A 20,505-nucleotide genomic window follows, 5' to 3' on the forward strand; every position below is an offset into this window, starting at 1 on the left:
CATGGACAGATTCGTCTTCCTGACGTTCGACGGCCTCAGCCGGGGTGCTGTCTACGCCGCGTTCGCGCTGGCCCTGGTGCTGATCTGGCGGGCCGCCCGGATCGTCAACTTCGCGCAGGGCGCCATGGCCGTCGCCACCGCCTACGTGGGCTATTCGGTGGCCGACGCGACCGGCTCGTACTGGCTCGGGTTCGTCGTCGCGATCGTGGCCGGCCTGCTGCTGGGCGCCGGGGTCGAGCGGGTGGTGATGCGCTTCGTCGACCATTCGTCCCCGCTCAACGGCGTGGTCGTCGCGCTCGGGCTCGTGCTGATCATCCAGGGCGTGCTGGGCATGCTCTACGGCAACGAGTTCCGCCCGGCCGCGGCCCCGTTCAGCCGCGACGCGTTCGAGATCGGCGGGGTCGCGCTGCTGTCCCGCTACGACCTCTTCGTGTTCGCCGCTGTGGGTGCGGTGGTCGTGTTGCTCACGCTTCTTTTCACCCGTACGCCCACAGGTCTGCGCATGCGAGCGGCGGCGTTCGCGCCCGACGTGTCAAGGCTGCTCGGCGTCTCGGTCGGCGGCATGCTCACGCTCGGCTGGGCCTTGGCCGCCGCCGTGGGCTCGCTGGCGGGCATGCTCGTCCTCCCGACCGAGTTGGGCCTGCACCCCACCGCGATGGACGTCGTCTTCATCTCGGCCTTCACCGCGGCCGTGCTCGGCGGTCTCGACAGCCCGATCGGTTCGGTGCTCGGCGGCCTGCTGGTCGGGTTGCTGCTCTCCTACATCAGCGGCTACCTGGGCGCGACGGTCGCCCCGATGGCCGTGCTGGCCCTGCTCGTGATCGTGCTGCTGAGCCGCCCCGACGGCTTGTTCGCCCGCTCGAAAGCGAGAACAGCATGAGCGCCTCCGCAGCCCAGCGCCCGATCCGGGCCGGCGCCTCCACGAGCCGGCGCCCGATCCGGGCCAGCGCCTTCACGGTCCAACGCCCGATCCGGGCCAACGCCTTCACGGGCCGGCGCCCGATCCAGGGCGAGAGCAGCACAAGTGCATCCCACGACCGACGCGCGATCCGGGGCGTGAACAGCACGAGTGCATTCCACGGCCGACGCCCGATCCAGAGCGAGAACTACACAAACGCTTTCCGCGGCCGACGCGCCATCCGGGGCGAGAACAGCACAAACGCTTTCCGCGGCCGGCGCCCGGCCCAGGACGAGAACAGCACGAGCCCGACCGCCCGATCGGAAGCGAGGACCGCGTGACTGTGATCGGAGATCGGGTCGCCCGAGCCACCAGAACGGCCGCGCCGCGGAGGAGCCGGCTCAGCCCGTTCATCGTCGTGGTGGTCGGGGCGGTGATCGTGGTGGCGCTGACCTACACGTTGCCGCCGTTCCGCACCTATCAGCTGGCGACCGTCGGCGCCTACCTCTGTGTGACGGCGGGGCTGACCGTCCTCACCGGACTCAACGGGCAACTCTCGCTGGGCCACGGCGCGCTGATGGCGACCGGGGCATACACGCTGGCGCTCTGGCAGAACAAGTTCAACCTGCTGCTCCCCGGCATCCTGGTCGCGATCCTGGTCACCACGGCCGTCGGGGCAGTGATCGGGCTGGCCGCGGCGCGACTCCGGGGGCCCTATCTGGCCGGTCTGACGCTGGCCGTCGCGGTCGTCGTCCCCAGCATCACCAGCACGTTCGACGAGACGTTCAACAGCGACCAGGGCCTGTCGGTCATCCTCAATCCGCCGCCCGACTCGATGACCGTCGAGCAGTGGCAGGCCTGGGTGTGCTGGGGCGGCGCCCTGATCACGGTGCTGGCCCTGGCGCTGCTGACGCGCGGTCGTTTCGGGCGGGACATGCGGGCCGTACGCGACGACGAAACCGCGGCTCGTCTTGCGGGTATCAGCGTCGCCCGTACGCAAGTAACCGCCTTTGTCATCTCCGCTGCCTGCGCCGGTCTCGCGGGCGCCCTGTTCGCGATCATCGCCCAGAGCGTCTCTCCCGGCGCCTTCCCGCTCACCCTGTCGCTGTTCCTGCTGATGGCAATCGTCATCGGCGGGCTCGGCCGGCTCACCGGCGCCCTGCTCGGCGCGGTGCTGCTGGTCGCGCTACCCGCGGTCGCCCACGAGATCGGCGTGGCGGCCGGCTCGCAGCGCCTCGAGGGCAACCTCGCACTCACGTTCTTCGGCGTCGTCCTGGTCGTCGTCATGCTCGCCGCCCCCGGCGGGCTCGCCTCCTTGCGACTCCCCACCCGTCGCAAACGCGTGGAACCGCCGCCGTAAGCCCGCGCAGCATCCACCCCCGTAAGCCGCGCGGCATCCACCTCCATAAGCCCGCGCGGCATCCAGCCCCGCAAGCCCGCGCAGCATCCACCTCCATAAGCCCGCGCGGCACCTGCCGAAGCCCTTACTGCGATTGCCGACGTAAGCCCCGTGGGCCCGCCGCGCAAAGCCCGACCCGGCCTCCCGACCACCATCCGACCGTCCAGGGCACTCGACACCGAAACCCGGCCGTCCCCACACATACCCAGATCACAAGCCAACCGCCCGCACCGCGAGTCGGCCGTCTCACACACCCGCACCGCGAGTCGGCCGTCTCACACACCCGGGTCACAAGCCAACCGCCCCCCATACGCGCACCAACCGCCGTCGCCAGCGCCGAATCGCGCGAGCGACGCACCCACCCCGCCACCCCCAGGCGGCCCGAAATGTTCCAACAGTCCCGATCGAACAGGTCGGCATCCCGGATAGACACCGCGCAGAAAGGCCGATGATGAAACGCACCGCGACCATCCTCACCGCCGTGCTGCTGGCCGCGGCCGGCTGCAGCAACTCGGGCGGCAGCAGTGGCGGCAGCAGCAGCGCCGACACCCCGGGCGTGACCGACACCGAGATCGTGGTCGGCACGCACATGCCGCTCACCGGTCCGGCCGCGGCCGGCTACTCGAAGATCGCGCCGGCCACCAAGGCCTACTTCGATTACGTCAACGCGAACGGCGGCGTGCACGGCCGCAAGATCACCTACAAGATCATGGATGACGGGTACAACCCGGCGAACACGCAGCAGGTCGTACGGCAGCTGGTGTTGCAGGACAAGGTGTTCGCGATCCTCAACGGCCTCGGCACCCCGACCCACAGCGGCGTGCTCGACTTCCTCAAGACCAACCGGGTGCCCGACCTGTTCGTGGCCAGCGGCAGCCGCAGCTGGAACCAGCCCGACAAATATCCGGGCACGTTCGGGTTCAACCCGGACTACACGGTCGAGGGCAAGATCCTGGCGACGCACATCAAGGAGGCGTACGCCGGAAAGAAGGTCTGTTTCCTCGGCCAGGACGACGATTTCGGACGGGACAGCCTGGCCGGCGTCGAGAAGGTGCTCGGGGCGGTCGCGGCGAAGCAGACCTATGTGACCAGCAACCCGAACGTCGGCCCGCAGATCGGTGCGCTCAAGGCGGCCGCGTGCCAGGTCGTCGTGCTGGCCACGGTGCCCGGTTTCACCGCGCTGTCGATCGGCACCGCGGCCAAGATCGGGTTCAAGCCGCAGTTCGTGGTGAGCAACGTCGGTTCCGACCCGACCACGCTGGCCAAGACGCTGGGTGACGCGGCTCCGCTGCTCGAGGGGGTCGTCGCCGCGAACTATCTGCCGCTGGCCAACGACACTCAGAACCCGTGGATCCAGCTCTACACCAAGGTCAACACGCAGTACAACGCCGGCGCCGAGATGGACAACAACGTCGTGTACGGCATGTCCGTCGCCTATCTGTTCGTCCAGGCTCTGCAGGCGGCCGGCAAGGATCTGACCCGCGACGGCATCACCGCTGCGGTGGCCAAGGGTGGCTTCACCGGACCGGGTCTGGTGCCCGTCCGCTACTCGGCGACCGACCATTCCGGGTACGCCGGCGAGCAGCTGACGACCATCGAGAAGGGCGTCGCCAAGTATTTCGGCAAGCCGTACCGCACCGACGACGGTGACGGCGCGGTCGAGGCCTACGAGGCGGCGGCCGTGGCCCCGCCTGCAAACGGCATCCCCGCTGCTTAGGGTGTAAGAAGTTAACTGATCAGTAACCGACTCGAGGGAGCGTCGATGGCGGACCAAGTGGCGATCGTGACCGGGGCCAGCAGGGGGATCGGGTTCGCCATCGCGCAACGCTTCGTGGCCGACGGATACAAGGTCTGCATCACCGGCCGCGACGCGGCGGCGCTCGACTCGGCGGCCAAGGATCTGGGCGGCGCCGAGGTGGCGATCGGGGTGGCCGGCAAGGGCGACGACCCCGATCACCGGGCCGCCGTCATCGACACCGTGCTCGGCCAGTTCGGCCCGGTCACCGCGCTGGTCAACAACATCGGCATCAACCCGGTCTACGGGCCGCTGGCCGAGCTCGACCTGGCCGCGGCCCGCAAGATCTTCGAGGTCAACGTCGTCGGCACGCTCGGCTGGGTGCAGGAGGGGCTGCGCGGCGGGCTGTCCGAGGGCGGCTCGATCGTCAACATCTCGTCGGTCTCGGGCGTGCGGCCCGCGCCCGGCATCGGCTTCTACGGGGTCACCAAGGCCGCGTTGATCCACCTCACCGAGGAGCTGGCCGTCGAGCTGGCCCCCAAGGTGCGGGTCAACGCGGTCGCCCCGGCCGTGGTGAAGACGAAGTTCGCCAGTGCGCTGTTCGAGGGCCGCGAGGAGAAGGTGTCGGCGGGCTATCCGCTGGCCCGGCTCGGCGTCCCGGAAGACGTCGCGGGCGCGGTCGCGTTCCTCAGCTCGCCCGACGCCGCCTGGATCACCGGGCAGACCCTCGTCATCGACGGTGGCGTCACGTTGACCGGGAAGATGCAGTGAAGCGGGTCGTGGTCACCGGTGCCGGCGGCGGGATCGGCGCGGCCCTCGCCCGCCGGTTCGCGGCCCAGGGCGCCGAGGTCATCGTCAACGACGTCGACCCGTCGGCGGCCGAGGCGGTGGCCAGCGAGATCGGCGGCCTGCCGGTGCCCGGAGACGCGGCGAACGAACAGGACACCCAGCGCCTGATCGACACGGCCTGGAACGAGCTGGGCGGCATCGACCTGTTCTGCGCCAACGCGGGCGTGCTGACCGCCGGCGACGAGAGCACCCCGGACGAGGTGTGGACACGCGACTGGAACGTCAACGTGATGTCGCACGTCTACGTCACCCGCGCGCTGCTGCCCCGCTGGCTGGACAAGGGCGACGGGCCGAAGCGCCTGGTCATGACGGTCAGCGCGGCCGGGCTGCTCACTCTGCTGGGCAGCGCGCCCTACGCGGTCACCAAGCATGCCGCCCTCTCGTACGCGGAATGGCTGCGCGCCACCTATCACCACCGCGGGATCACCGTGCAGGCGTTGTGCCCGCAGGGCGTCCGCACCGACATGCTGACCCGGGGCAGCGAGCGCGGCAGTGCCAGCGCGGCCCTGCTGGCCGACGGTGCTCTCGAGCCGGACGAGGTCGCGGCCAAGGTGGGCGAGGCGCTCGAGGGCGACAGCTTCCTGATCCTGCCGCACGCCGAGGTGGCCGACTTCTATCAGTTGCGGGCGACCGACCCGGACCGCTGGCTGGGCGGCATGAACAAGATGCAGCGGGCGTTCGAGGGTGGCCCGCGATGAAGGGCCTCGACCTCGCCCGCCTGCAGGCCTATCTGAAGAGCGGCGAGCTCACCGGGCGGATGTTCGCCGGCGGAAGATCCAATTTGACGTACGCCATAACCGATGGCGACCAGCGCTGGGTGCTCCGCCGTCCCCCGCTGGGCCATGTGCTGCCGACGGCCCACGACATGGCGCGCGAACACCGCGTGCTGGAGGCCCTGTCCAAGGCCGGCTTCCCGGCACCGCGCCCGGTGCTGATGTGCACCGATCCCGACGTGATCGGCGCCCCGTTCTATCTGATGGAGCACGTCGACGGCACGATCTACCGCGACGTCGCGGCACTGGAGGCGCTCGGCCCGGACGCGATGCGCACGCTCACCCTGTCGCTTGTGGACACGCTGGCCGACCTGCACGCGCTCGACCCGGCGGCGATCGGGCTGGCCGACTTCGGCCGCCCCGAGGGCTTCAACCAGCGGCAGGTCAGCCGGTGGAAGAAGCAGCTCGACGCGTCCCGCAGCCGCGACGTGGCCGGCATCGACGAGCTGCACGCCCGGCTGGCCGTCGACATCCCGGCCGGCGGACCGGGCACCGTGGTGCACGGCGACTTCCGCCTCGACAACGTGCTGATCGGCGACGAGCTGCAGGTCAACGCCGTGCTCGACTGGGAGATGTCGACGCTGGGCGACCCGTTGAGCGACGTCGCGCTGATGTTCGTCTACGCCGACCTGCCGCTCAACGTGGGGGCCGGTGGCCGTCCGACCGCTCCGCTGCGGGTGCCCGGGCATCCCAGCCTGACCGAGCTGGGCGCCCGGTACGCCGAGCGCAGCCGGCGCGACGTCAGCGATCTGCATTGGTACGTGGGATTCGCCGCCTTCAAGCTCGCCGTGATTCTCGAAGGCGTGCATTACCGATACGTTCAGGGCCAGACCGTGGGTGGGGGTTTCGAGTCGATCGGCCAGATGGTCGGCCCACTGGTCATGCGCGGCCACGAGGCGCTGGAGGGACACTGATGGACTTCGCCTTCGACTCCACCACCGAGGATCTCCGTAAGCGGTTGCTCGCCTTCATGGACGAGCACATCTATCCGGCCGAGGCCGGCTTTCACAGCGATTCGTGGTCTCCCCCGCCCGTGCTCGAGGATCTCAAAGCCGCCGCCAGAAAGGCCGGGCTGTGGAACCTGTTCCTGCCCGGCGAGCACGGCGCGGGCCTGACCAACCTGCAGTACGCCCCGCTGGCCGAGATCACCGGGCGCAGTCCGGCGATCGCGCCCGCCGCCCTCAACTGCGCCGCGCCCGACACCGGCAACATGGAGGTGCTGGCCGAGTTCGGCAGCGACGAGCAGAAGGCGCAGTGGCTGCAACCGCTGCTCGACGGCGAGATCCGGTCGGCCTTCGCGATGACCGAGCCGCAGGTCGCCTCGTCCGACGCCACCAACATCGGCACCCGGATCGAGCGCGACGGCGACGACTACGTGATCACCGGGCGCAAGTTCTACATCACCGGCGCCATGAACCCGAACTGCAAGATCTTCATCGTGATGGGCAAGACGGACCCCGATGCCGCCCGGCACGTGCAGCAGAGCATGGTGCTCGTCCCCCGCGACACTCCCGGGGTGACGGTCAAGCGCGGCATGACGGTGTTCGGATACACCGACGGCGATCACGGTGGGCACGCCGAGGTGCTGTTTGATTCCGTACGGGTAAACCGGTCGAACCTGATCGGCGTGGAAGGTGGCGGCTTCGCCATCTCGCAGGCGCGACTGGGACCGGGCCGCATCCACCACTGCATGCGACTGATCGGCATGGCCGAACGGGCCCTCGAACTGATGTGCACGCGCGCGCTGGCCCGCACCCCGTTCGGCAAACCGCTGGCCGAGCAGGGCGTGGTGCAGGAGTGGATCGCCGACTCGCGGGTGCGGATCGAGCAGGCCCGGCTGCTCGTACTCAAGGCGGCCTGGCTGATGGACACGGTCGGCAACAAGGGCGCGCACACCGAGATCCAAGCCATCAAGATCCTCGTGCCGCAGACGGTCGAGTGGATCCTGGACAAGGCGATCCAGACCCACGGCGCGGCCGGCGTCGGCCAGGACACTCCGCTCGCGGCGCTGTGGGCCGGAGCGCGTACGCTGCGACTCGCCGACGGCCCGGACGAGGTACACAAACGTTCGCTGGCCCGGCGGGAGTTGAACCGCTACCGGAGCGCAGCCTCGTGACCTCATCTGGCCAGCCGCGGGTCGACGGCCGTACGGCCCGATCCGAACGCACCCGCACCGCGATCGTCGACGCCCACCTGCAGCTGATCGGCGAGGGTGACCTGCGCCCGACGGCCGACCGCATCGCCAGGACGGCCGGGGTGTCGCTGCGCGCGCTGTGGAGCCACTTCGCCGACATGGAAGCGCTCTTCACCGCGAGCGGCAAACGCGTGCTCGAGGTGCGCGACGCCGCCCACCGGCCGATTCCGGTCGAGCTGCCGCTGGCCGAGCGCATCGACGCCTACTGCCGGCAGCGGGCCCGCCTGCTGGAACAGATCGGCCCGACGGCCAAGGCAGCCGCGATCAAGGAGCCGTTCTCCGAGACGCTGCGCCGCTATCGCCGCATGCACGTCAAACGCGTGCGCGACGAACTGTCGGTGCTGTTCGCGGCCGAGGTGAAGGGCAACGACGAGCTGCTGGACGCCCTGACCGCGGTCAGCATGTGGCCGACCTGGGCGACGTGGCGGGAAAACATGGATCTGCCGGTGAACGCGGCCCGGGCCACGCTGCAGCGGACGATCACGGCGCTGCTGGCCGGCGCTTAGCGTTGCGCAGGCGGATGCCGCTGAAGCCGAGCGTGCTGCCGACGACCTGATCCCAGAACGGCCACAGGTTGTCGAGCACGCGCAGCTGAATGCCGGCCTCGGCGTGATGCGCGAACAGGTCGCCGACCGGATCGGGCGGGCCCAGTGGCTCGACCGGTTCGGTCGCGACCAGCGCCTGCGACTCGGCTCCGATCGGTTGGAACGGCGCGGCCGGCAATCGATAGGCGTAGAGCCGGGTCGACCGGATCCGGTCGAGCCACGCGTATTCGACCGCGTGCACCCGCACCCCGCACCCGGCCCCGACGATGCGGTCACGGTCTCTGTCGGACGTGCCGTCGACCACCCAGGCCATCGCGCGCGGGCACTGCCGGGGAAACCAGTAGTCCGGTGCCCGATCGGGACCTACGGCCCAGACGTACGCCCCGGCCTCGCTCGACGTCGGCGCGACGTGCGGCACGAAACGGGCGATGGTCGGGTCTTCGCTGAAATGCAGCACCTCACCGTCGCGGGGACGCATCGCTCACATCTGCTCGATGTTCTCGCGCCCGTCCGGCCCGATGATCCGCTCGCCGCACCAGAACAGGACCGCGGCCAGGACCATCACGGCGGCCACCAGCATCCAATCGACCATGCTCGCCCCTCCCCCACGTCCGACCCCATCCTCGAACGGGAAGAGTCGGCAGAGGTCGCACTCAGAGTCCGGTTTCCCGTACGCGGCGTGTCGACCACAGGGATGATAGCGCTCGACATAGACGATCGTCAGTCCCGATTCAGCCCACCAGGGCGCGCTCGTAGCAGACCGAGAGGTCGGACCCGGCGTACGCGCCGAAGAGGGGGATCGGGCGGTAACCCTCCCGCTCGTAGAAGCGCATCGCGTCGGGCTGGGCGGTGCCGGTCTCCAGGCGCAGCGTGGTCCAGCCGCGGGTCACAGCGGCCTGCTCGAGGGCCCGCAGCACGGCGGTGGCGACGCCGCTGCCCCGTGCCGCCGGGATCCTCGATGGTCGTCATCGCGACTCCGCGTCGCCGGCGATCTTGTTGAGCACGGTGGCCAGGTCGCCGAGGTCGAGGCCGCCCAGGTGGTCGAAGATGTGCCGCCGCACGCTCGCCAGGTGGGTCGGCCAGGCCTCGCGCAGGCGGGCCAGGCCGGGATCGGTCAGCACCGCGTTCCAGCCGCGGGCGTCCTCGTCGCACTTGACGCGCTCGACGTAGCCGAGCGACTCCAGTTTCGCGGCCAGCCGGGTCATGCCACTCAGCGACATGTCGCAGGCCTGGGCCAGTTCGCTCATCCGCATCCGCCGGTGCGGCGACTCGGACAGGTGACGCAGCACGCTGTACTCGCTCAGCGACATGCGCTGCTCGACCTCGAGGTCGGCGTTCATGGCGCGGGGCAGCACCATCAATATCCGGCCGAACGCTCGCATGACCGCCTCCTCGGAGCCGGAGAGCGCGGTGAGACCCGGCGGGAGGGCCGGATCGGGTGATGTGGCGGACATGACGTTGATCGTAGGCTGCCTGTGCCGGAATAGTTGCTTGACGAAGCAAGTTAGCGAGCACGGACACACCCGAGCACGGACACACCCGAGTTGCGGAAGCACACCACAGGCCGCGGCTACCCCCCACAGGCAAGGAACTGACATGACCAAGATCGGAATCATCCTCGGCAGCACCCGCCCGGGCCGCAACGGCGAGGCGGTGGCCAAGTGGGTCTACGACGTCGCCGCCAAGCGCACCGACGCCGAGTTCGAGCTGGTCGACCTCCTCGACTACAACCTGCCCCACCTCGACGAGGCGATCCCGCCGTCGATGGGCCAGTACTCCCAGCCGCACACCATCGAGTGGGCCAAGAAGATCGACTCGTTCGACGGCTTCGTCTTCGTCACCCCGGAGTACAACCACTCCACCTCGGGCGCCCTGAAGAACGCGATCGACTTCCTCTTCAAGGAGTGGAACAACAAGGCGGTCGGCTTCGTCGGGTACGGCTCGATCGGTGGCGCCCGCGCGGTCGAGCACCTGCGCCTGATCGCCGGCGAGCTCATGCTGGCCGACGTGCGGGCCCAGGTCCTGCTGTCGCTGGCGACCGACTTCGAGAACTACAGCACGTTCCTGCCGAGCGAGCGTCAGGAGCAGGCCCTGGCCACCGTGCTCGACCAGACGGTGTCGTGGAGCAAGGCCCTCGAGACCGTCCGCAAGGCCGCCTGAGGCATCGGCCAAGAAGTAACGCAAGACCGTCCGAAAAGGGCGTAATGCACAAACGGCCCCCGGAGGTGCTTGCATCCCGGGGGCCGCGGCGCACAATGCTTGGGTGCAAACCACGACAACTAGTGACTCTCTTCAGCAATTGCTCGAAATGCCACGAAAGTCTTGGTGGGCCCGTCTGCCGTTCGGCGTCCGGATGACGGCCGGGACCAGCGCGCTGCTCATCGCGATCGGCGGCGTCGCTGTGGGTGTCGGCATGCTCACCGGCGACGACCCGGCCGCGCCACGGATCGTGACGGCGATCGGCCAGGCGGGCGGGGCGCCGCCGGTCGACCCGCAGGCCAGCTACGAGACGCGTCCACCGGGATCGATGGGCCTGGGGGCCGACTCGGCCGGATCGGTTCCCGTGCCCGCGGGTGCGGTGGCCGGAGCCGCCGGGCCTGCGCATCGGGCCGCCGGGACGACCACCCCGGCCGGGACGACCCCCCGCACGTCGGACAAGGCGGACCGCACGGGAACGCGCGCGCCCCGGCCTCCGGCGAAGGCATCGCAGGCCGGGTCGCCGGGCCGGCCGGGCTCGGAGGCGCCGACCGCCGCCATCCCCCCGGGACCTCAGGTCACCACGCGGACGGATGTCGAGACGCGCGAGGTTCCGTTCCAGACCCGGTTCGTACGGGATCCCTCTCTTCCCCGCGGGACTCGGAAGGTGCAGGCCGAGGGTGTGGCCGGCGAGGAAACGCTGCGCTATCTGGTAACCCTGACCGACGGCCAGGAGACCAGCCGCAAGCTGATGGACATCGTGGTGACCCGGCAACCGCAACACCGGGTGATCGCGTTCGGGGGACGGCGTGGCTTCGACGGCCGGTGTGACGACAAGGGCCTCGACCTCTGCGTGCCGCTCGGTCGCCAGGCCTGCTCACCCGAGAGCGGCTCGATCAACGTGCTCGACCAGGACGTCCAGCTGCTCAACGGCGGCTCGGTGGGTGAGCTGCCACAAATGAATTGCGGCCGGCGCTGACCGATCGCAGACTGCGCGGGTGACGACCGACTTCGGCCCGGTCCCCGGCTTCACGGCCGGGAAATATCGGGAACAGTTGCGCGCGGTGCACGACCGGATCACCGTGGAGGGCATGTCCGTCTCGCACGCCACCCGGGTTCTGATCGAGGCCCGCTCCCTCGGGGCGCGCACGTGAGCCTGAGCGACGCCCGGCTGGGTGAGATCGCGGCCGAGGTGGCGCGGGTGCCCGGCGTGGTCGCCGTGGTGCTGGGCGGCAGCCGGGCCCGGGGCACGCACACGCCCGACTCCGACACCGACCTCGGCCTCTACTACCGCCAGCCGCTCGACATCGGCCGGCTGGGCGAGGTGGCGCGCTCCTTCGCGGGCGAATCGGCTCAGGTCACCGGGCCCGGTGGCTGGGGGCCGTGGGTCGACGGGGGCGGGTGGCTCGAGGTGGACGGCGGCGCGGTGGATTTCATCTATCGCGACCTCGACCGCGTACGCGGGGTGGTGGCCGACGTCGAGCAGGGCCGTTACGCGTTCCACGAGCAGGCGGGGCATCCTCTCGGGTTCGGCTCACACGCGTACGCGGGGGAACTTGGTCTTTGCCGTGTTCTGAGCGACCCGACCGGGGAGGTCTCGAAACTGCGGAGCCGGCTCCGGGTCTATCCCCCGGCGCTGGCCCAGGCCCTGGTCGCCGGGCTGTGGGAGGCCGACTTCCTGGTCGCCAATGCGCGTAAGGGGGTGAGCCGCGGCGACACCCTCTATGTCGCGGGCTGCCTGTTCCGGCTGATCGGGGTGTGTGCGCACGCGCTGCACGGCGCGGCCGGCCAGTGGCTGATCAACGAGAAGGGTGCGGTGGCCGCGACCGACCGACTGCCGGGTGCGCCGGAGCGGTTCGCCGAACGGGTCGACCAGGCGTTCGGCGCGCTCGAGGGCGATCCGCTGCGATTGCGCCTGGCCATCGACATCGCGGCCGACCTCGTGCTCGACACCGCGGACGCGTGCATGATGATGGTCCGGTGACCGCCGACCAGCCCACGATCCTGGCCACCAGCGCGTTCTTCGAGGTCGGCCGGTTCGGCGGCCACGACTGGCGGCCCGGCCGGATCCATCGGCTCGCGGCCGAGCTGGCTCACGCCGAGCGGCCGCGGATCTGCGTGCTGACCCAGGCCACCGGCGACCCGGAAGAGGTGATCGGTGCGCACTACCGGGCCTTCGCGGGCACCGAGTTCGTCGCGTCCCACCTGCAGCTCTTCCCGATGCCGAACGTCGCCGACATCCGCGCCCACCTGCTCGGACAGGACATCATCTGGGTGCACGGCGGCAGCGTGGCCAACCTGTGCGCGGTGTGGCGGGTGCACGGCGTCGACCGGATCCTGCACGAGGCGTGGCAGTCCGGCGTCGTGCTCGGCGGGGTCTCGGCCGGTTCGATCTGCTGGCACCAGGGCGGCAGCACGGACAGCTTCGGGCCCGAGCTGCGCGGCTTCACCGACGGGCTGGGCTGGCTGCCCTATTCGAACGGCGTGCACTACGACGCCGAGGAGCAGCGCCGGCCCAAGATGCACGAGCTGATCGGCGACGGCACGCTGGGCGACGGTTACGCGACCGACGACGGTGCCGGGCTGGTCTATCACGGCACCACCCTGGCCGAGGTGGTGGCCGACCGGCCCGGGCCGCTGGGCTACGCGCTGACGCGCTCGGCGGACGGCTCGGTGATCGAGACGCCGCTGCCGACCCGTGTTCTATGACGCGTAATGCAGGATCACGTTGTGGACGTGGTGGGTCTTCTCCGACCCGCGGAACTCCACCTCGTACGTGTGGGTGCCGACCGTGATCGCGATGGTGCCGGTCGAGAAGAACTGACCGGCCCAGCTCTTGTTGCTGACCACGCTGACGCTGCTCACCTTGGAGTACGGGATGCTGGTGATCGCGAACCGCTTCCCGACGAACGACTTGTCCTGGATGATGACGCGCCGGTTGGTGAGCCCGATGAAGCCGGTGCCGGCGCCGATCGCGTCGTAGACCGCGATGATCTGCTCACCCTCGAGCAGGCCGCTCTCGATCTGCTGGAGCTGGCCCTTGTTGTCGTAAACCACTTCGCTCATGGCCCGAGGGTAGCGATCAAGGGCTATGCGGACTTGTCACCGTGCGGTAGAAATCCTCGATCCGGGCGGCCAGGGTGACCTCACCGTCCGTGAGGGCGTCGCCGTCGCGGTCACCCAGACAGATCTGAGTGTGACCGTCGGTTCGCCGGATGCTGGGGCGTATGCGCAGTGTGTCCGCCGCCACCTTGATCCGTTCCGTCAATGCGGCATGCTGACTGTCGTCGCACGCCAGCTCACGCTTGAGCTGGACGCCGTCGCGTTCCCAGCCGCTCAGCAGCGTCAGCGCGTCGCTGAGGTAATCGGAGCGGTTTCCCCGCTGTTTTCTGACCCGCATCGCCGCACCCCCTAGGCGTCGTTGCCGGCTTGTGGCCAAACTGTCGCCGTGTCGTCATGGTCGGTGCCCACAGTCTTGCCTTCCATGACAAACATGTCCACGCCCACATATCCGTGTTTGCGTGACGATCGGGACGCCTCGGGCACCATGAACGGTAAACTTTTGTGGGAAGCTTGTGAATCATGCCGCCAAAACAGCACGTCAAGGCACAGAGGTCACGCAAGGTAATCGTGGCCGCGGTGATCATCGCCGATGGACGGGTTCTGGCCTGCGAGCGCTCGGCCCCGCCCGAGGTGGCCGGCCGGTGGGAGTTTCCGGGCGGCAAGGTCGAACCGGGCGAAACCGATCAAGAGGCACTGGCCCGCGAATGCTCCGAAGAGCTGGGCGTCCGCGTCGAGGTCGGTGACCGGGTCGGCCCCGACGTCCCCCTCGCGCACGGCCGGGCCGTGCTGCGCGTCTTCGCCGTACGCCTTCTGGAGGGCGACGTGCCGCGGGCGCTGGAGCACACGTCCATGCGCTGGCTCGCCAAGGACGAGCTGGACAGCGTGCACTGGCTGCCCGCGGACAAGCCGATCGTCGCCGAGCTACCCGGTCTGCTGATCTGATCCGTACGTCTTCCGCAACTCCCGCTTGAGCACCTTGAAGCTCGGCCCCAGCGGCAGCGTCTCGGCGAACCGGATCTGGCGCGGATATTTATGCTTGCCCAGCTTCTCGCGCGACCACTCGATGAGCTCCTCGGCCGTCACGCCGCCGGCGTCGGGCACGACCACCGCGCAGATCTCCTCGCCGTGCACCGGGTCGGGCACGCCGATCACCGCCACCTGCTGCACCGCCGGGTGCCGGGCCAGCGCCTCCTCGACCTCGCGCGGATAGACGTTGAAGCCGCCCCGGATCACCAGGTCCTTCTTGCGGTCGACGATCGAGATGAAGCCGTCCGCGTCCTTGATGCCGAGGTCTCCCGTACGGAACCAGCCGTCGACGACAGCCTCGGCGGTCGCGTCCGGGTTGTTGAGATAGCCGGCGAACACGTTGTGCCCCCGGATCACGATCTCGCCCAGCTCGCCGTCGTCCAGCAGCTCGATCCGCTCGTCGATCTCGGCCCGCGCGATCTCCACGTCCACGCCCCAGATCGGGTGCCCGACGCTGCCCGGCTTCGCGCCGAACGCGGGCTGGTTGGTGGTCGCGGTCGGCGAGGTCTCGGACAGCCCGTAGCCCTCGTAGATCGTCGCGTGGAACGTCTCGGTGAACTTCTCCAGCACCGCGACCGGCAACGACGCCCCACCGGAGACGCAGATCCGCAGATCGGGCAGGGCGTCCGCCTTGGCCGCGGCCTCGAGCAGGCCGATGTACATGGTCGGTACGCCGTGGAAGATGGTCACGTTCTCCTTGACCATCAGCGGGATCGCGGCCTCGCCGCTGAACCGGGCCATCAGCACGATCGTGCCGCCGAGCCGGAACGTGCCGTTCATGCCCACGGTCTGGCCGAATGTGTGGAACAGCGGCAGGCAGCCCATCACCACGTCGTCGTCGTACAGCTCATGGACGTCGAACACGTTGACGATCGTGTTCATCACCAGGTTGAGGTGGGTGAGCAGGGCGCCCTTGGGTTTTCCGGTGGTGCCGCTCGTATAGAAGACGACCGCGACGTCTTCGGCCTCGCGGCTCACATAGGTCTTGAGCGGCGTCCCGCCCCGCAGCGGTTCCACTCCCGGCACCTCGGGGCCGACCGAGACGACCGGGATGCCGGCGATCTTGGCGGCCGCGGTGGCCCCCTCCAGCTGGCTGGCGTGGGCCACCAGCAGTTTCGCGCCGCTGTCCTTCAGGACGTACGCGTTCTCCTCGGGCGTCAGGAGCAGGTGCATCGGGACGATCGTGCCGCCGGCCGCCAGCACGGCGTAGTAGACCCGGGGGAAGTCGGCCAGGTTGGGGATCTGGACGGCAACCACGTCACCGGGCTGGATGCCTTTGTCGCGCAGGCTTCCCGCGTACGCGAGGGTCTGTCGCCAAAGGTCTTTATAGGTGACTCGTTCGGTGGTGGCCGAGTCGATCACGGCAAGTTTGTCGGGATACTTCCGGGCCGACTCCGCCAGGACGGTGGCGAGCGACAACTGGGTCATGCCAAGTGCCCTCCGATCTTGGTGTACCCGCGGAGCAGGTCGCGGGAGATGATCAGACGCTGCATCTCATCCGTACCCTCATAGATACGCATAAGTCGCACCTGGCGGTACCACCGTTCGATCGGAAGCTCGCGGGTGTACCCCATGCCGCCGTGGATCTGCATGACCCGGTCGACCACGTCGTTGACCATCCGCGCGCCGAACAGCTTGGCCATCGACGACGAGTGCCGCGGGTCCCAGCCCTGGTCAACCGTCCACGCGGCGCGCAGGATGAGCCAGCGGGCGGCCTCGATCTCGACCTCGGAGTCGGCGATCATCCACTGGATGGCCTGATTCTCGCCGATCTTGCGGCCGAACGTCTCGCGCGTGTTGGCATAGTCGACGGCCATGCCCAGGGCCCGCTCGGCGATGCCCAGCGCGTTCGACGGGATCAGGTAGCGACCCTTGCCGATCCACTTCATGCCCAGCTCGAAGCCCTGACCGATCTCGCCGAGGATGTTGCGCGCGGGGACGCGGACGTCCTCGAAGATCAGCGACGCCGGCCCGCCCTCCCCCATGGTCTGGATGAACTCGGAGCGCCAGCCCATGGCCCGGTCGACCAGGAACGCCGTCGTGCCGCCGCCGCGTACGCCCTTCTCGCGATCGGTCACCGCGACCACGATGACGAAGTCGGCGTCGTTGCCGTTCGTGATGAACGTCTTCTCGCCGTTGAGGATCCAGTCGTCGCCGTCCGGGCGTGCGCTGAGCTTGATATTGGCCGCGTCCGAGCCGGCGCCGGGCTCGGTGATCGCGAAGCAGGAGATCCGGTCGCCCTCGATCGTGGGGATCAGGAACTCCGCCTTCTGCTGGTCATTGGCGTAATAGAGGATGTTGTCGGCCTCGCCGCCAAACTTGAACTGCACGAACGTGCGGCCCACCTCGGTCCAGATCAGCGATTGCAGTACGGCGGGCAGGTTCATGCCGCCGTACTCCTCCGGTGTGGACAGGCCCCAGAAGCCGAACTTCTTGGCCTTTTGCTGCAGCTCGCGCAGTTCGCTGTGGTCGAGGCCGGGCTCGTGCCGGCGCTCGCGGAGCAGCGCCTCCTGCTCCAGCGGCATGACCTCGCGGGTGATGAACTGGCGGGCGGTGTCGCGAATCGCGCGTTCCTCGTCGGTGAGCTCGAAGTCCATGTCTCGTAAACTAGCGGTGTAAGTTTTTACACGTCCAGTGCTAGTTTTCGCTCAGTCCGCCTCGCTTTTCGCTCAGTCCGCCTAGCCAAGATCGACTGCGACCCCGAGGAGACCCGCATGGCCCGCCCCCGACAAGCCCTTCTCACCCGGGAGCGGATCGTCGAGGCAGCCGCGTCTCTGGTCGATGCCGAGGGGTTGGACGCGCTGTCCACCCGACGGCTCGCCACCGAACTGGGCGTGCAGGGACCGTCTCTCTACAACCACTTCGCCACTAAATCCGACATAGTGGACGCGGTTGCCGACGCCGTGATCGCCGACGTCGACGTGTCGGCGTTCGGGCTTTGTGAGTGGCCGGAGGCGCTGCGACGCTGGGCGCGCTCCTACCACGCGGTGCTCGTCGCCCACCCGAACATCGTGCCCGTGCTGGCCCAGGGGCCCGGGCGCCGGCCGGGCGGTCTGGCCATGGCCGAGGCCGTGTACGGCGCCCTGGTCGACGCCGGATGGTCCTACGCCCGCGCCACCCACATCGGTGCCCTCATGCGTTACCTGGTCACGGGCTCGGCGCTGGGGTCGTTCGCGCTCGGGTTCGCCGCCGATCCACAGCTCTACGAACGTTATCCACACCTCGGCCACGCGCCCCGGCTCGCGGAGCATCATGAAGCCGTGGACGAGGGCGCCTTCGAACTCGGACTGGACCTGCTGATCACCGGCCTCACGGCCCGATACGAGATGGGGACCCGCTGATGACATCGCTCGACCGACCACACCTCTACATCGGCGGGGAGTGGGTCTCGTCCTCCTCCCCCGCCACGATCGCGGTGGAAAATCCCGCCACCGAGGAGGTGCTGGCCCACGTGCCCGAGGGCACGGAGGCCGACGTCGATCGAGCGGTCGCCGCCGCCCGGGCCGCCTTCCCGGCGTGGGCTGTTTCCTCCGAGCGGGCTGCCGTCCTCGACCGGCTCCATTCCTCTTTGAGCGCACGAGCGGCCGAGATCGCCCGGGTCGTCGGGCTCGAGCTGGGCACGCCACTCAAGGTCGCCAAGGCGGTCCAGGCCGGACTTCCGCTCACGGTCCTTCGCTCGTACGCCGATCTCGCCCTGCCCGGTCCGGAAACGATCGGCAACTCCACGGTCGTCCGAGAGCCCATCGGCGTGGTCGGCGCGATCACCCCGTGGAACTATCCGCTGCACCAGGTCGTGGCCAAGGTCGCCGCGGCGATGGCGGCCGGCTGCACGGTCGTGCTCAAGCCGAGCGAGCTCACCCCGCTCGTCGCGTTCCTGCTGGTCGACGCGGCCGCCGAGGCCGGGGTTCCGGCCGGGGTGCTCAACGTCGTGACCGGCACCGGGCCGGTCGTCGGCGCCGCGATCGCCGGGCATCCCGACGTCGACATGGTCTCGTTCACCGGCTCGACGGCTACCGGGCGGGCGATCACACACGCCGCGGCCGACCGGATCGCCAAGGTGGCGCTCGAGCTCGGCGGCAAGTCGGCCAACATCATCCTGTCCGACGCCGACGTGACCCGAGCCGTGAAGGTGGGGGTCGGTAATGCGTTCCTCAACTCCGGCCAGACCTGCACGGCGTGGACCCGCATGCTGGTGCACCGCAGTCTCTACGACGAGGCGGTGGCCCTGGCGGCCAAGACCGCGGGCGGCTACACCGTCGGTGATCCGTTCGACGAGTCGACGCGTCTCGGGCCGCTGGTCTCGGGCGCCCAGCTTTCTCGCGTGCGCGGCTTCATCGAGCGGGCGTCCGCGCGGCTGGTCGCCGGCGGCCTTGACGTCCCGTTGCCACCAAAGGGACATTTCGTCGCTCCGACCGTGTTCGCCGACGTCGACCCGGACAGCGAACTCGCCCAGGAAGAGATCTTCGGGCCGGTGCTGTCGATCATCCCGTTCGGCGACGACGACGAGGCGGTCGCGATCGCCAACAACTCGAAATACGGACTGGCCGGCGGTGTCTGGGGCTCCGAGGAACGCGCGCTGTCGGTGGCGCGGCGGATGCGTACGGGCCAGGTCGATATCAACGGCGGCGCGTTCAACCCGCGGGCACCGTTCGGTGGTTACAAGCAGTCAGGTGTCGGACGTGAGCTGGGCGAGCACGGCCTCGCCGAGTTCCAGCAGGTAAAGGCGATCCAGCGATGACTGCTTTCTTCAACGGCCTGGTGCTGCGCGACTCGGGCGCGCGTCCCGAGGTGACCGAGCTGCATCGGCCCGAGGTGGGTCCCGGCCAGGTTCGCGTACGGGTCCGTGCGGCCGGCGTCTGCCACTCCGACCTGTCCATGGTCAACGGAACCATTCGCCCCTCGTTTCCCTTGGTGCTGGGGCACGAGGCGGCCGGCGAAGTGGTCGAGGTCGGTGCGAACGTTACCCGCGCCGCCGTCGGTGACCACGTGGTGCTCAACTGGCAGCCGGCCTGCCGCACCTGCTGGTTCTGCGCGAACGGCGAACCGTGGCTGTGCTCGACCTCGTCGGGCGTCGCCTCCCTGGAGAACGGCATGACCCTGGACGGCGCGCCGGTGCACGTGGCCCTCGGCCTGGGCGCCTTCGCCGAGCAGGTGGTGGCTCCGGAAAATGCGGTCATCCGGGTGCCGACGGCCCTGTCGCTCGAGCTGGCCGCCCTGCTGAGCTGCGGCGTGCTGACCGGCGCGGGCGCGGTCCGCAACACGGCCCAGGTGCAGCCCGGCGAGTCGGTGGTGGTGATCGGCCTGGGCGGCGTGGGCCTCTCGGTCGTGGCGGCGGCCCGCGCCGTCGGCGCCGCCTCGGTGATCGCCGTGGACGTCAGCGAGGCGAAGAAGGCCCTGGCCGAGTCGGCCGGCGCCACCGACTTCGTCGTCTCGTCCGACACTCTGTCCAAAGAGATCCGCACCCGCACCGCGGGCCGGGGCGCCGACCACGCCTTCGAATGCGTCGGCCGCTCCACCACCATCCGCGCCGCATGGCGAGCCACCCGCCGAGGCGGCAAGGTCACCGTGGTCGGCATGGGCTCGAACGACGACCAGGTGTCGCTCTCCGCGCTCGACATCTTCTCGTCGGCCCGCACCCTGCGCTCCTCGGTCTACGGCTCAGCCGACCCCGACCTGGAGATCCCCCGCCTGGCCGACGACGTGCTGTCCGGCCGCCTGTCCCTGGACCACCTGATCACCGACCGCATCACGCTGGCCGAGGTGCCCGACGCGTTCGACCGCATGTCCCGAGGCGAGGGCGCCCGCTCGGTGGCGTTGCTACCGTGAC

Annotated in this window: 23 protein-coding genes and 1 pseudogene; 17 read left to right on the forward strand and 7 right to left on the reverse strand. The window is 69.4% G+C overall.

Going from position 1 to position 20,505, the window contains the following annotated elements:
• Position 1 precedes the first annotated feature (1 nt).
• The 8 genes from KOI35_RS04835 to KOI35_RS04870 all read left to right on the forward strand — a co-directional run bounded on the left by KOI35_RS04835 (position 2) and on the right by KOI35_RS04870 (position 8,354).
• Entirely contained in the window at positions 2-880 is an 879-nt protein-coding gene (locus KOI35_RS04835) for a branched-chain amino acid ABC transporter permease (protein WP_215784829.1), read from the forward strand.
• Between the two features lie 355 nt (positions 881-1,235).
• Entirely contained in the window at positions 1,236-2,258 is a 1,023-nt protein-coding gene (locus KOI35_RS04840; RefSeq protein WP_215784830.1) for a branched-chain amino acid ABC transporter permease, read from the forward strand.
• A gap of 490 nt (positions 2,259-2,748) precedes the next feature.
• Positions 2,749-4,014, forward strand: coding sequence for an ABC transporter substrate-binding protein (locus tag KOI35_RS04845; RefSeq protein ID WP_215785491.1), 1,266 nt, complete (start codon positions 2,749-2,751; stop codon positions 4,012-4,014).
• 45 nt (positions 4,015-4,059) lie between these two features.
• A complete protein-coding gene (locus tag KOI35_RS04850; protein WP_215784831.1) occupies positions 4,060-4,803 on the forward strand; it encodes an SDR family oxidoreductase in 744 nt (247 codons plus the stop codon).
• Positions 4,800-5,579: an SDR family NAD(P)-dependent oxidoreductase gene (locus KOI35_RS04855; protein ID WP_215784832.1), complete on the forward strand. Its 780-nt coding sequence runs from the start codon at positions 4,800-4,802 to the stop codon at positions 5,577-5,579. Before KOI35_RS04850 ends, KOI35_RS04855 begins: the two co-directional genes overlap by 4 nt.
• The gene (locus KOI35_RS04860; protein ID WP_215784833.1) at positions 5,576-6,568 is read left to right on the forward strand and encodes a phosphotransferase family protein; all 993 of its coding nucleotides are present in this window, start codon (positions 5,576-5,578) and stop codon (positions 6,566-6,568) included. Before KOI35_RS04855 ends, KOI35_RS04860 begins: the two co-directional genes overlap by 4 nt.
• The gene (locus KOI35_RS04865; protein ID WP_215784834.1) at positions 6,568-7,770 is read left to right on the forward strand and encodes an acyl-CoA dehydrogenase family protein; all 1,203 of its coding nucleotides are present in this window, start codon (positions 6,568-6,570) and stop codon (positions 7,768-7,770) included. The genes KOI35_RS04860 and KOI35_RS04865 overlap by 1 nt, the downstream gene beginning before the upstream one ends.
• A complete protein-coding gene (locus KOI35_RS04870) occupies positions 7,767-8,354 on the forward strand; it encodes a TetR/AcrR family transcriptional regulator (RefSeq protein WP_215784835.1) in 588 nt (195 codons plus the stop codon). Before KOI35_RS04865 ends, KOI35_RS04870 begins: the two co-directional genes overlap by 4 nt.
• Here KOI35_RS04870 and KOI35_RS04875 read toward each other — a convergent pair.
• From KOI35_RS04875 to KOI35_RS04885, 3 genes and pseudogenes are all read right to left on the reverse strand, one after another.
• Positions 8,329-8,871, reverse strand: a complete 543-nt coding sequence (locus tag KOI35_RS04875) for a DUF6886 family protein (protein ID WP_215784836.1) — start codon at positions 8,869-8,871, stop codon at positions 8,329-8,331. The genes KOI35_RS04870 and KOI35_RS04875 overlap by 26 nt on opposite strands.
• A gap of 253 nt (positions 8,872-9,124) precedes the next feature.
• Positions 9,125-9,343: pseudogene (locus KOI35_RS04880) on the reverse strand (GNAT family N-acetyltransferase); the annotation flags it as partial.
• 15 nt (positions 9,344-9,358) lie between these two features.
• Positions 9,359-9,847 (reverse strand): MarR family winged helix-turn-helix transcriptional regulator, encoded by a 489-nt coding sequence (locus KOI35_RS04885; protein ID WP_215784837.1) that lies wholly within the window; start codon positions 9,845-9,847, stop codon positions 9,359-9,361.
• A gap of 142 nt (positions 9,848-9,989) precedes the next feature.
• Between KOI35_RS04885 and KOI35_RS04890 the strand changes: the two genes are divergently transcribed.
• The 5 genes from KOI35_RS04890 (at position 9,990) to KOI35_RS04910 (ending at position 13,298) form a co-directional block, all read left to right on the forward strand.
• Complete coding sequence (locus tag KOI35_RS04890; protein ID WP_215784838.1) at positions 9,990-10,553, forward strand: NADPH-dependent FMN reductase; 564 nt, start codon at positions 9,990-9,992, stop codon at positions 10,551-10,553.
• A gap of 148 nt (positions 10,554-10,701) precedes the next feature.
• Positions 10,702-11,568, forward strand: coding sequence for a G5 domain-containing protein (locus KOI35_RS04895; RefSeq protein ID WP_215784839.1), 867 nt, complete (start codon positions 10,702-10,704; stop codon positions 11,566-11,568).
• 19 nt (positions 11,569-11,587) lie between these two features.
• The gene (locus KOI35_RS04900; RefSeq protein ID WP_215784840.1) at positions 11,588-11,743 is read left to right on the forward strand and encodes a hypothetical protein; all 156 of its coding nucleotides are present in this window, start codon (positions 11,588-11,590) and stop codon (positions 11,741-11,743) included.
• The gene (locus KOI35_RS04905) at positions 11,740-12,573 is read left to right on the forward strand and encodes a nucleotidyltransferase domain-containing protein (RefSeq protein WP_215784841.1); all 834 of its coding nucleotides are present in this window, start codon (positions 11,740-11,742) and stop codon (positions 12,571-12,573) included. Before KOI35_RS04900 ends, KOI35_RS04905 begins: the two co-directional genes overlap by 4 nt.
• On the forward strand, positions 12,570-13,298 hold the full coding sequence (locus KOI35_RS04910; protein ID WP_215784842.1) for a Type 1 glutamine amidotransferase-like domain-containing protein: 729 nt from the start codon (positions 12,570-12,572) through the stop codon (positions 13,296-13,298). The genes KOI35_RS04905 and KOI35_RS04910 overlap by 4 nt, the downstream gene beginning before the upstream one ends.
• On the opposite strand, the gene KOI35_RS04915 is transcribed toward KOI35_RS04910, so the two are convergent.
• Both KOI35_RS04915 and KOI35_RS04920 read right to left on the reverse strand, forming a co-directional pair.
• Positions 13,293-13,655 carry a PH domain-containing protein gene (locus KOI35_RS04915; RefSeq protein WP_215784843.1) on the reverse strand — a complete coding sequence of 121 codons (363 nt, stop codon included), beginning with the start codon at positions 13,653-13,655 and terminating at the stop codon, positions 13,293-13,295. The genes KOI35_RS04910 and KOI35_RS04915 overlap by 6 nt on opposite strands.
• A gap of 16 nt (positions 13,656-13,671) precedes the next feature.
• Entirely contained in the window at positions 13,672-13,989 is a 318-nt protein-coding gene (locus tag KOI35_RS04920) for a 4a-hydroxytetrahydrobiopterin dehydratase (RefSeq protein ID WP_215784844.1), read from the reverse strand.
• Between the two features lie 182 nt (positions 13,990-14,171).
• On the opposite strand from KOI35_RS04920, the gene KOI35_RS04925 reads away from it, so the two are divergent.
• Positions 14,172-14,594, forward strand: a complete 423-nt coding sequence (locus KOI35_RS04925; RefSeq protein WP_215784845.1) for a (deoxy)nucleoside triphosphate pyrophosphohydrolase — start codon at positions 14,172-14,174, stop codon at positions 14,592-14,594.
• Here KOI35_RS04925 and KOI35_RS04930 read toward each other — a convergent pair.
• Positions 14,574-16,106 carry a long-chain-fatty-acid--CoA ligase gene (locus KOI35_RS04930; protein WP_215784846.1) on the reverse strand — a complete coding sequence of 511 codons (1,533 nt, stop codon included), beginning with the start codon at positions 16,104-16,106 and terminating at the stop codon, positions 14,574-14,576. The genes KOI35_RS04925 and KOI35_RS04930 overlap by 21 nt on opposite strands.
• The gene (locus KOI35_RS04935; protein ID WP_215784847.1) at positions 16,103-17,275 is read right to left on the reverse strand and encodes an acyl-CoA dehydrogenase family protein; all 1,173 of its coding nucleotides are present in this window, start codon (positions 17,273-17,275) and stop codon (positions 16,103-16,105) included. Before KOI35_RS04935 ends, KOI35_RS04930 begins: the two co-directional genes overlap by 4 nt.
• A 117-nt stretch (positions 17,276-17,392) precedes the next feature.
• On the opposite strand from KOI35_RS04935, the gene KOI35_RS04940 reads away from it, so the two are divergent.
• The 3 genes from KOI35_RS04940 to KOI35_RS04950 are packed head-to-tail and all read left to right on the forward strand — an operon-like array spanning position 17,393 to position 20,504.
• Positions 17,393-18,019, forward strand: a complete 627-nt coding sequence (locus tag KOI35_RS04940; protein WP_215784848.1) for a TetR/AcrR family transcriptional regulator C-terminal domain-containing protein — start codon at positions 17,393-17,395, stop codon at positions 18,017-18,019.
• Complete coding sequence (locus tag KOI35_RS04945) at positions 18,019-19,416, forward strand: aldehyde dehydrogenase family protein (protein ID WP_215784849.1); 1,398 nt, start codon at positions 18,019-18,021, stop codon at positions 19,414-19,416. Before KOI35_RS04940 ends, KOI35_RS04945 begins: the two co-directional genes overlap by 1 nt.
• Positions 19,413-20,504, forward strand: a complete 1,092-nt coding sequence (locus KOI35_RS04950; RefSeq protein ID WP_215784850.1) for an alcohol dehydrogenase catalytic domain-containing protein — start codon at positions 19,413-19,415, stop codon at positions 20,502-20,504. The genes KOI35_RS04945 and KOI35_RS04950 overlap by 4 nt, the downstream gene beginning before the upstream one ends.
• Position 20,505 lies beyond the last annotated feature (1 nt).

This window comes from Paractinoplanes bogorensis, assembly GCF_018829635.1.
GTDB lineage: Bacteria > Actinomycetota > Actinomycetes > Mycobacteriales > Micromonosporaceae > Actinoplanes > Actinoplanes bogorensis.

Coding starts and splice junctions, on each gene's coding strand:
- KOI35_RS04850 (WP_215784831.1), top strand. CDS start 4,060: ATGGCGGACCAAGTGGCGATCGTGACCGGGGCCAGCAGGGGGATCGGG.
- KOI35_RS04915 (WP_215784843.1), bottom strand. CDS start 13,655: ATGAGCGAAGTGGTTTACGACAACAAGGGCCAGCTCCAGCAGATCGAG.
- KOI35_RS04940 (WP_215784848.1), top strand. CDS start 17,393: ATGGCCCGCCCCCGACAAGCCCTTCTCACCCGGGAGCGGATCGTCGAG.
- KOI35_RS04835 (WP_215784829.1), top strand. CDS start 2: ATGGACAGATTCGTCTTCCTGACGTTCGACGGCCTCAGCCGGGGTGCT.
- KOI35_RS04885 (WP_215784837.1), bottom strand. CDS start 9,847: ATGTCCGCCACATCACCCGATCCGGCCCTCCCGCCGGGTCTCACCGCG.
- KOI35_RS04930 (WP_215784846.1), bottom strand. CDS start 16,106: ATGACCCAGTTGTCGCTCGCCACCGTCCTGGCGGAGTCGGCCCGGAAG.
- KOI35_RS04860 (WP_215784833.1), top strand. CDS start 5,576: ATGAAGGGCCTCGACCTCGCCCGCCTGCAGGCCTATCTGAAGAGCGGC.
- KOI35_RS04865 (WP_215784834.1), top strand. CDS start 6,568: ATGGACTTCGCCTTCGACTCCACCACCGAGGATCTCCGTAAGCGGTTG.
- KOI35_RS04890 (WP_215784838.1), top strand. CDS start 9,990: ATGACCAAGATCGGAATCATCCTCGGCAGCACCCGCCCGGGCCGCAAC.
- KOI35_RS04925 (WP_215784845.1), top strand. CDS start 14,172: ATGCCGCCAAAACAGCACGTCAAGGCACAGAGGTCACGCAAGGTAATC.
- KOI35_RS04945 (WP_215784849.1), top strand. CDS start 18,019: ATGACATCGCTCGACCGACCACACCTCTACATCGGCGGGGAGTGGGTC.
- KOI35_RS04950 (WP_215784850.1), top strand. CDS start 19,413: ATGACTGCTTTCTTCAACGGCCTGGTGCTGCGCGACTCGGGCGCGCGT.
- KOI35_RS04935 (WP_215784847.1), bottom strand. CDS start 17,275: ATGGACTTCGAGCTCACCGACGAGGAACGCGCGATTCGCGACACCGCC.
- KOI35_RS04845 (WP_215785491.1), top strand. CDS start 2,749: ATGAAACGCACCGCGACCATCCTCACCGCCGTGCTGCTGGCCGCGGCC.
- KOI35_RS04875 (WP_215784836.1), bottom strand. CDS start 8,871: ATGCGTCCCCGCGACGGTGAGGTGCTGCATTTCAGCGAAGACCCGACC.
- KOI35_RS04895 (WP_215784839.1), top strand. CDS start 10,702: ATGCCACGAAAGTCTTGGTGGGCCCGTCTGCCGTTCGGCGTCCGGATG.
- KOI35_RS04920 (WP_215784844.1), bottom strand. CDS start 13,989: ATGCGGGTCAGAAAACAGCGGGGAAACCGCTCCGATTACCTCAGCGAC.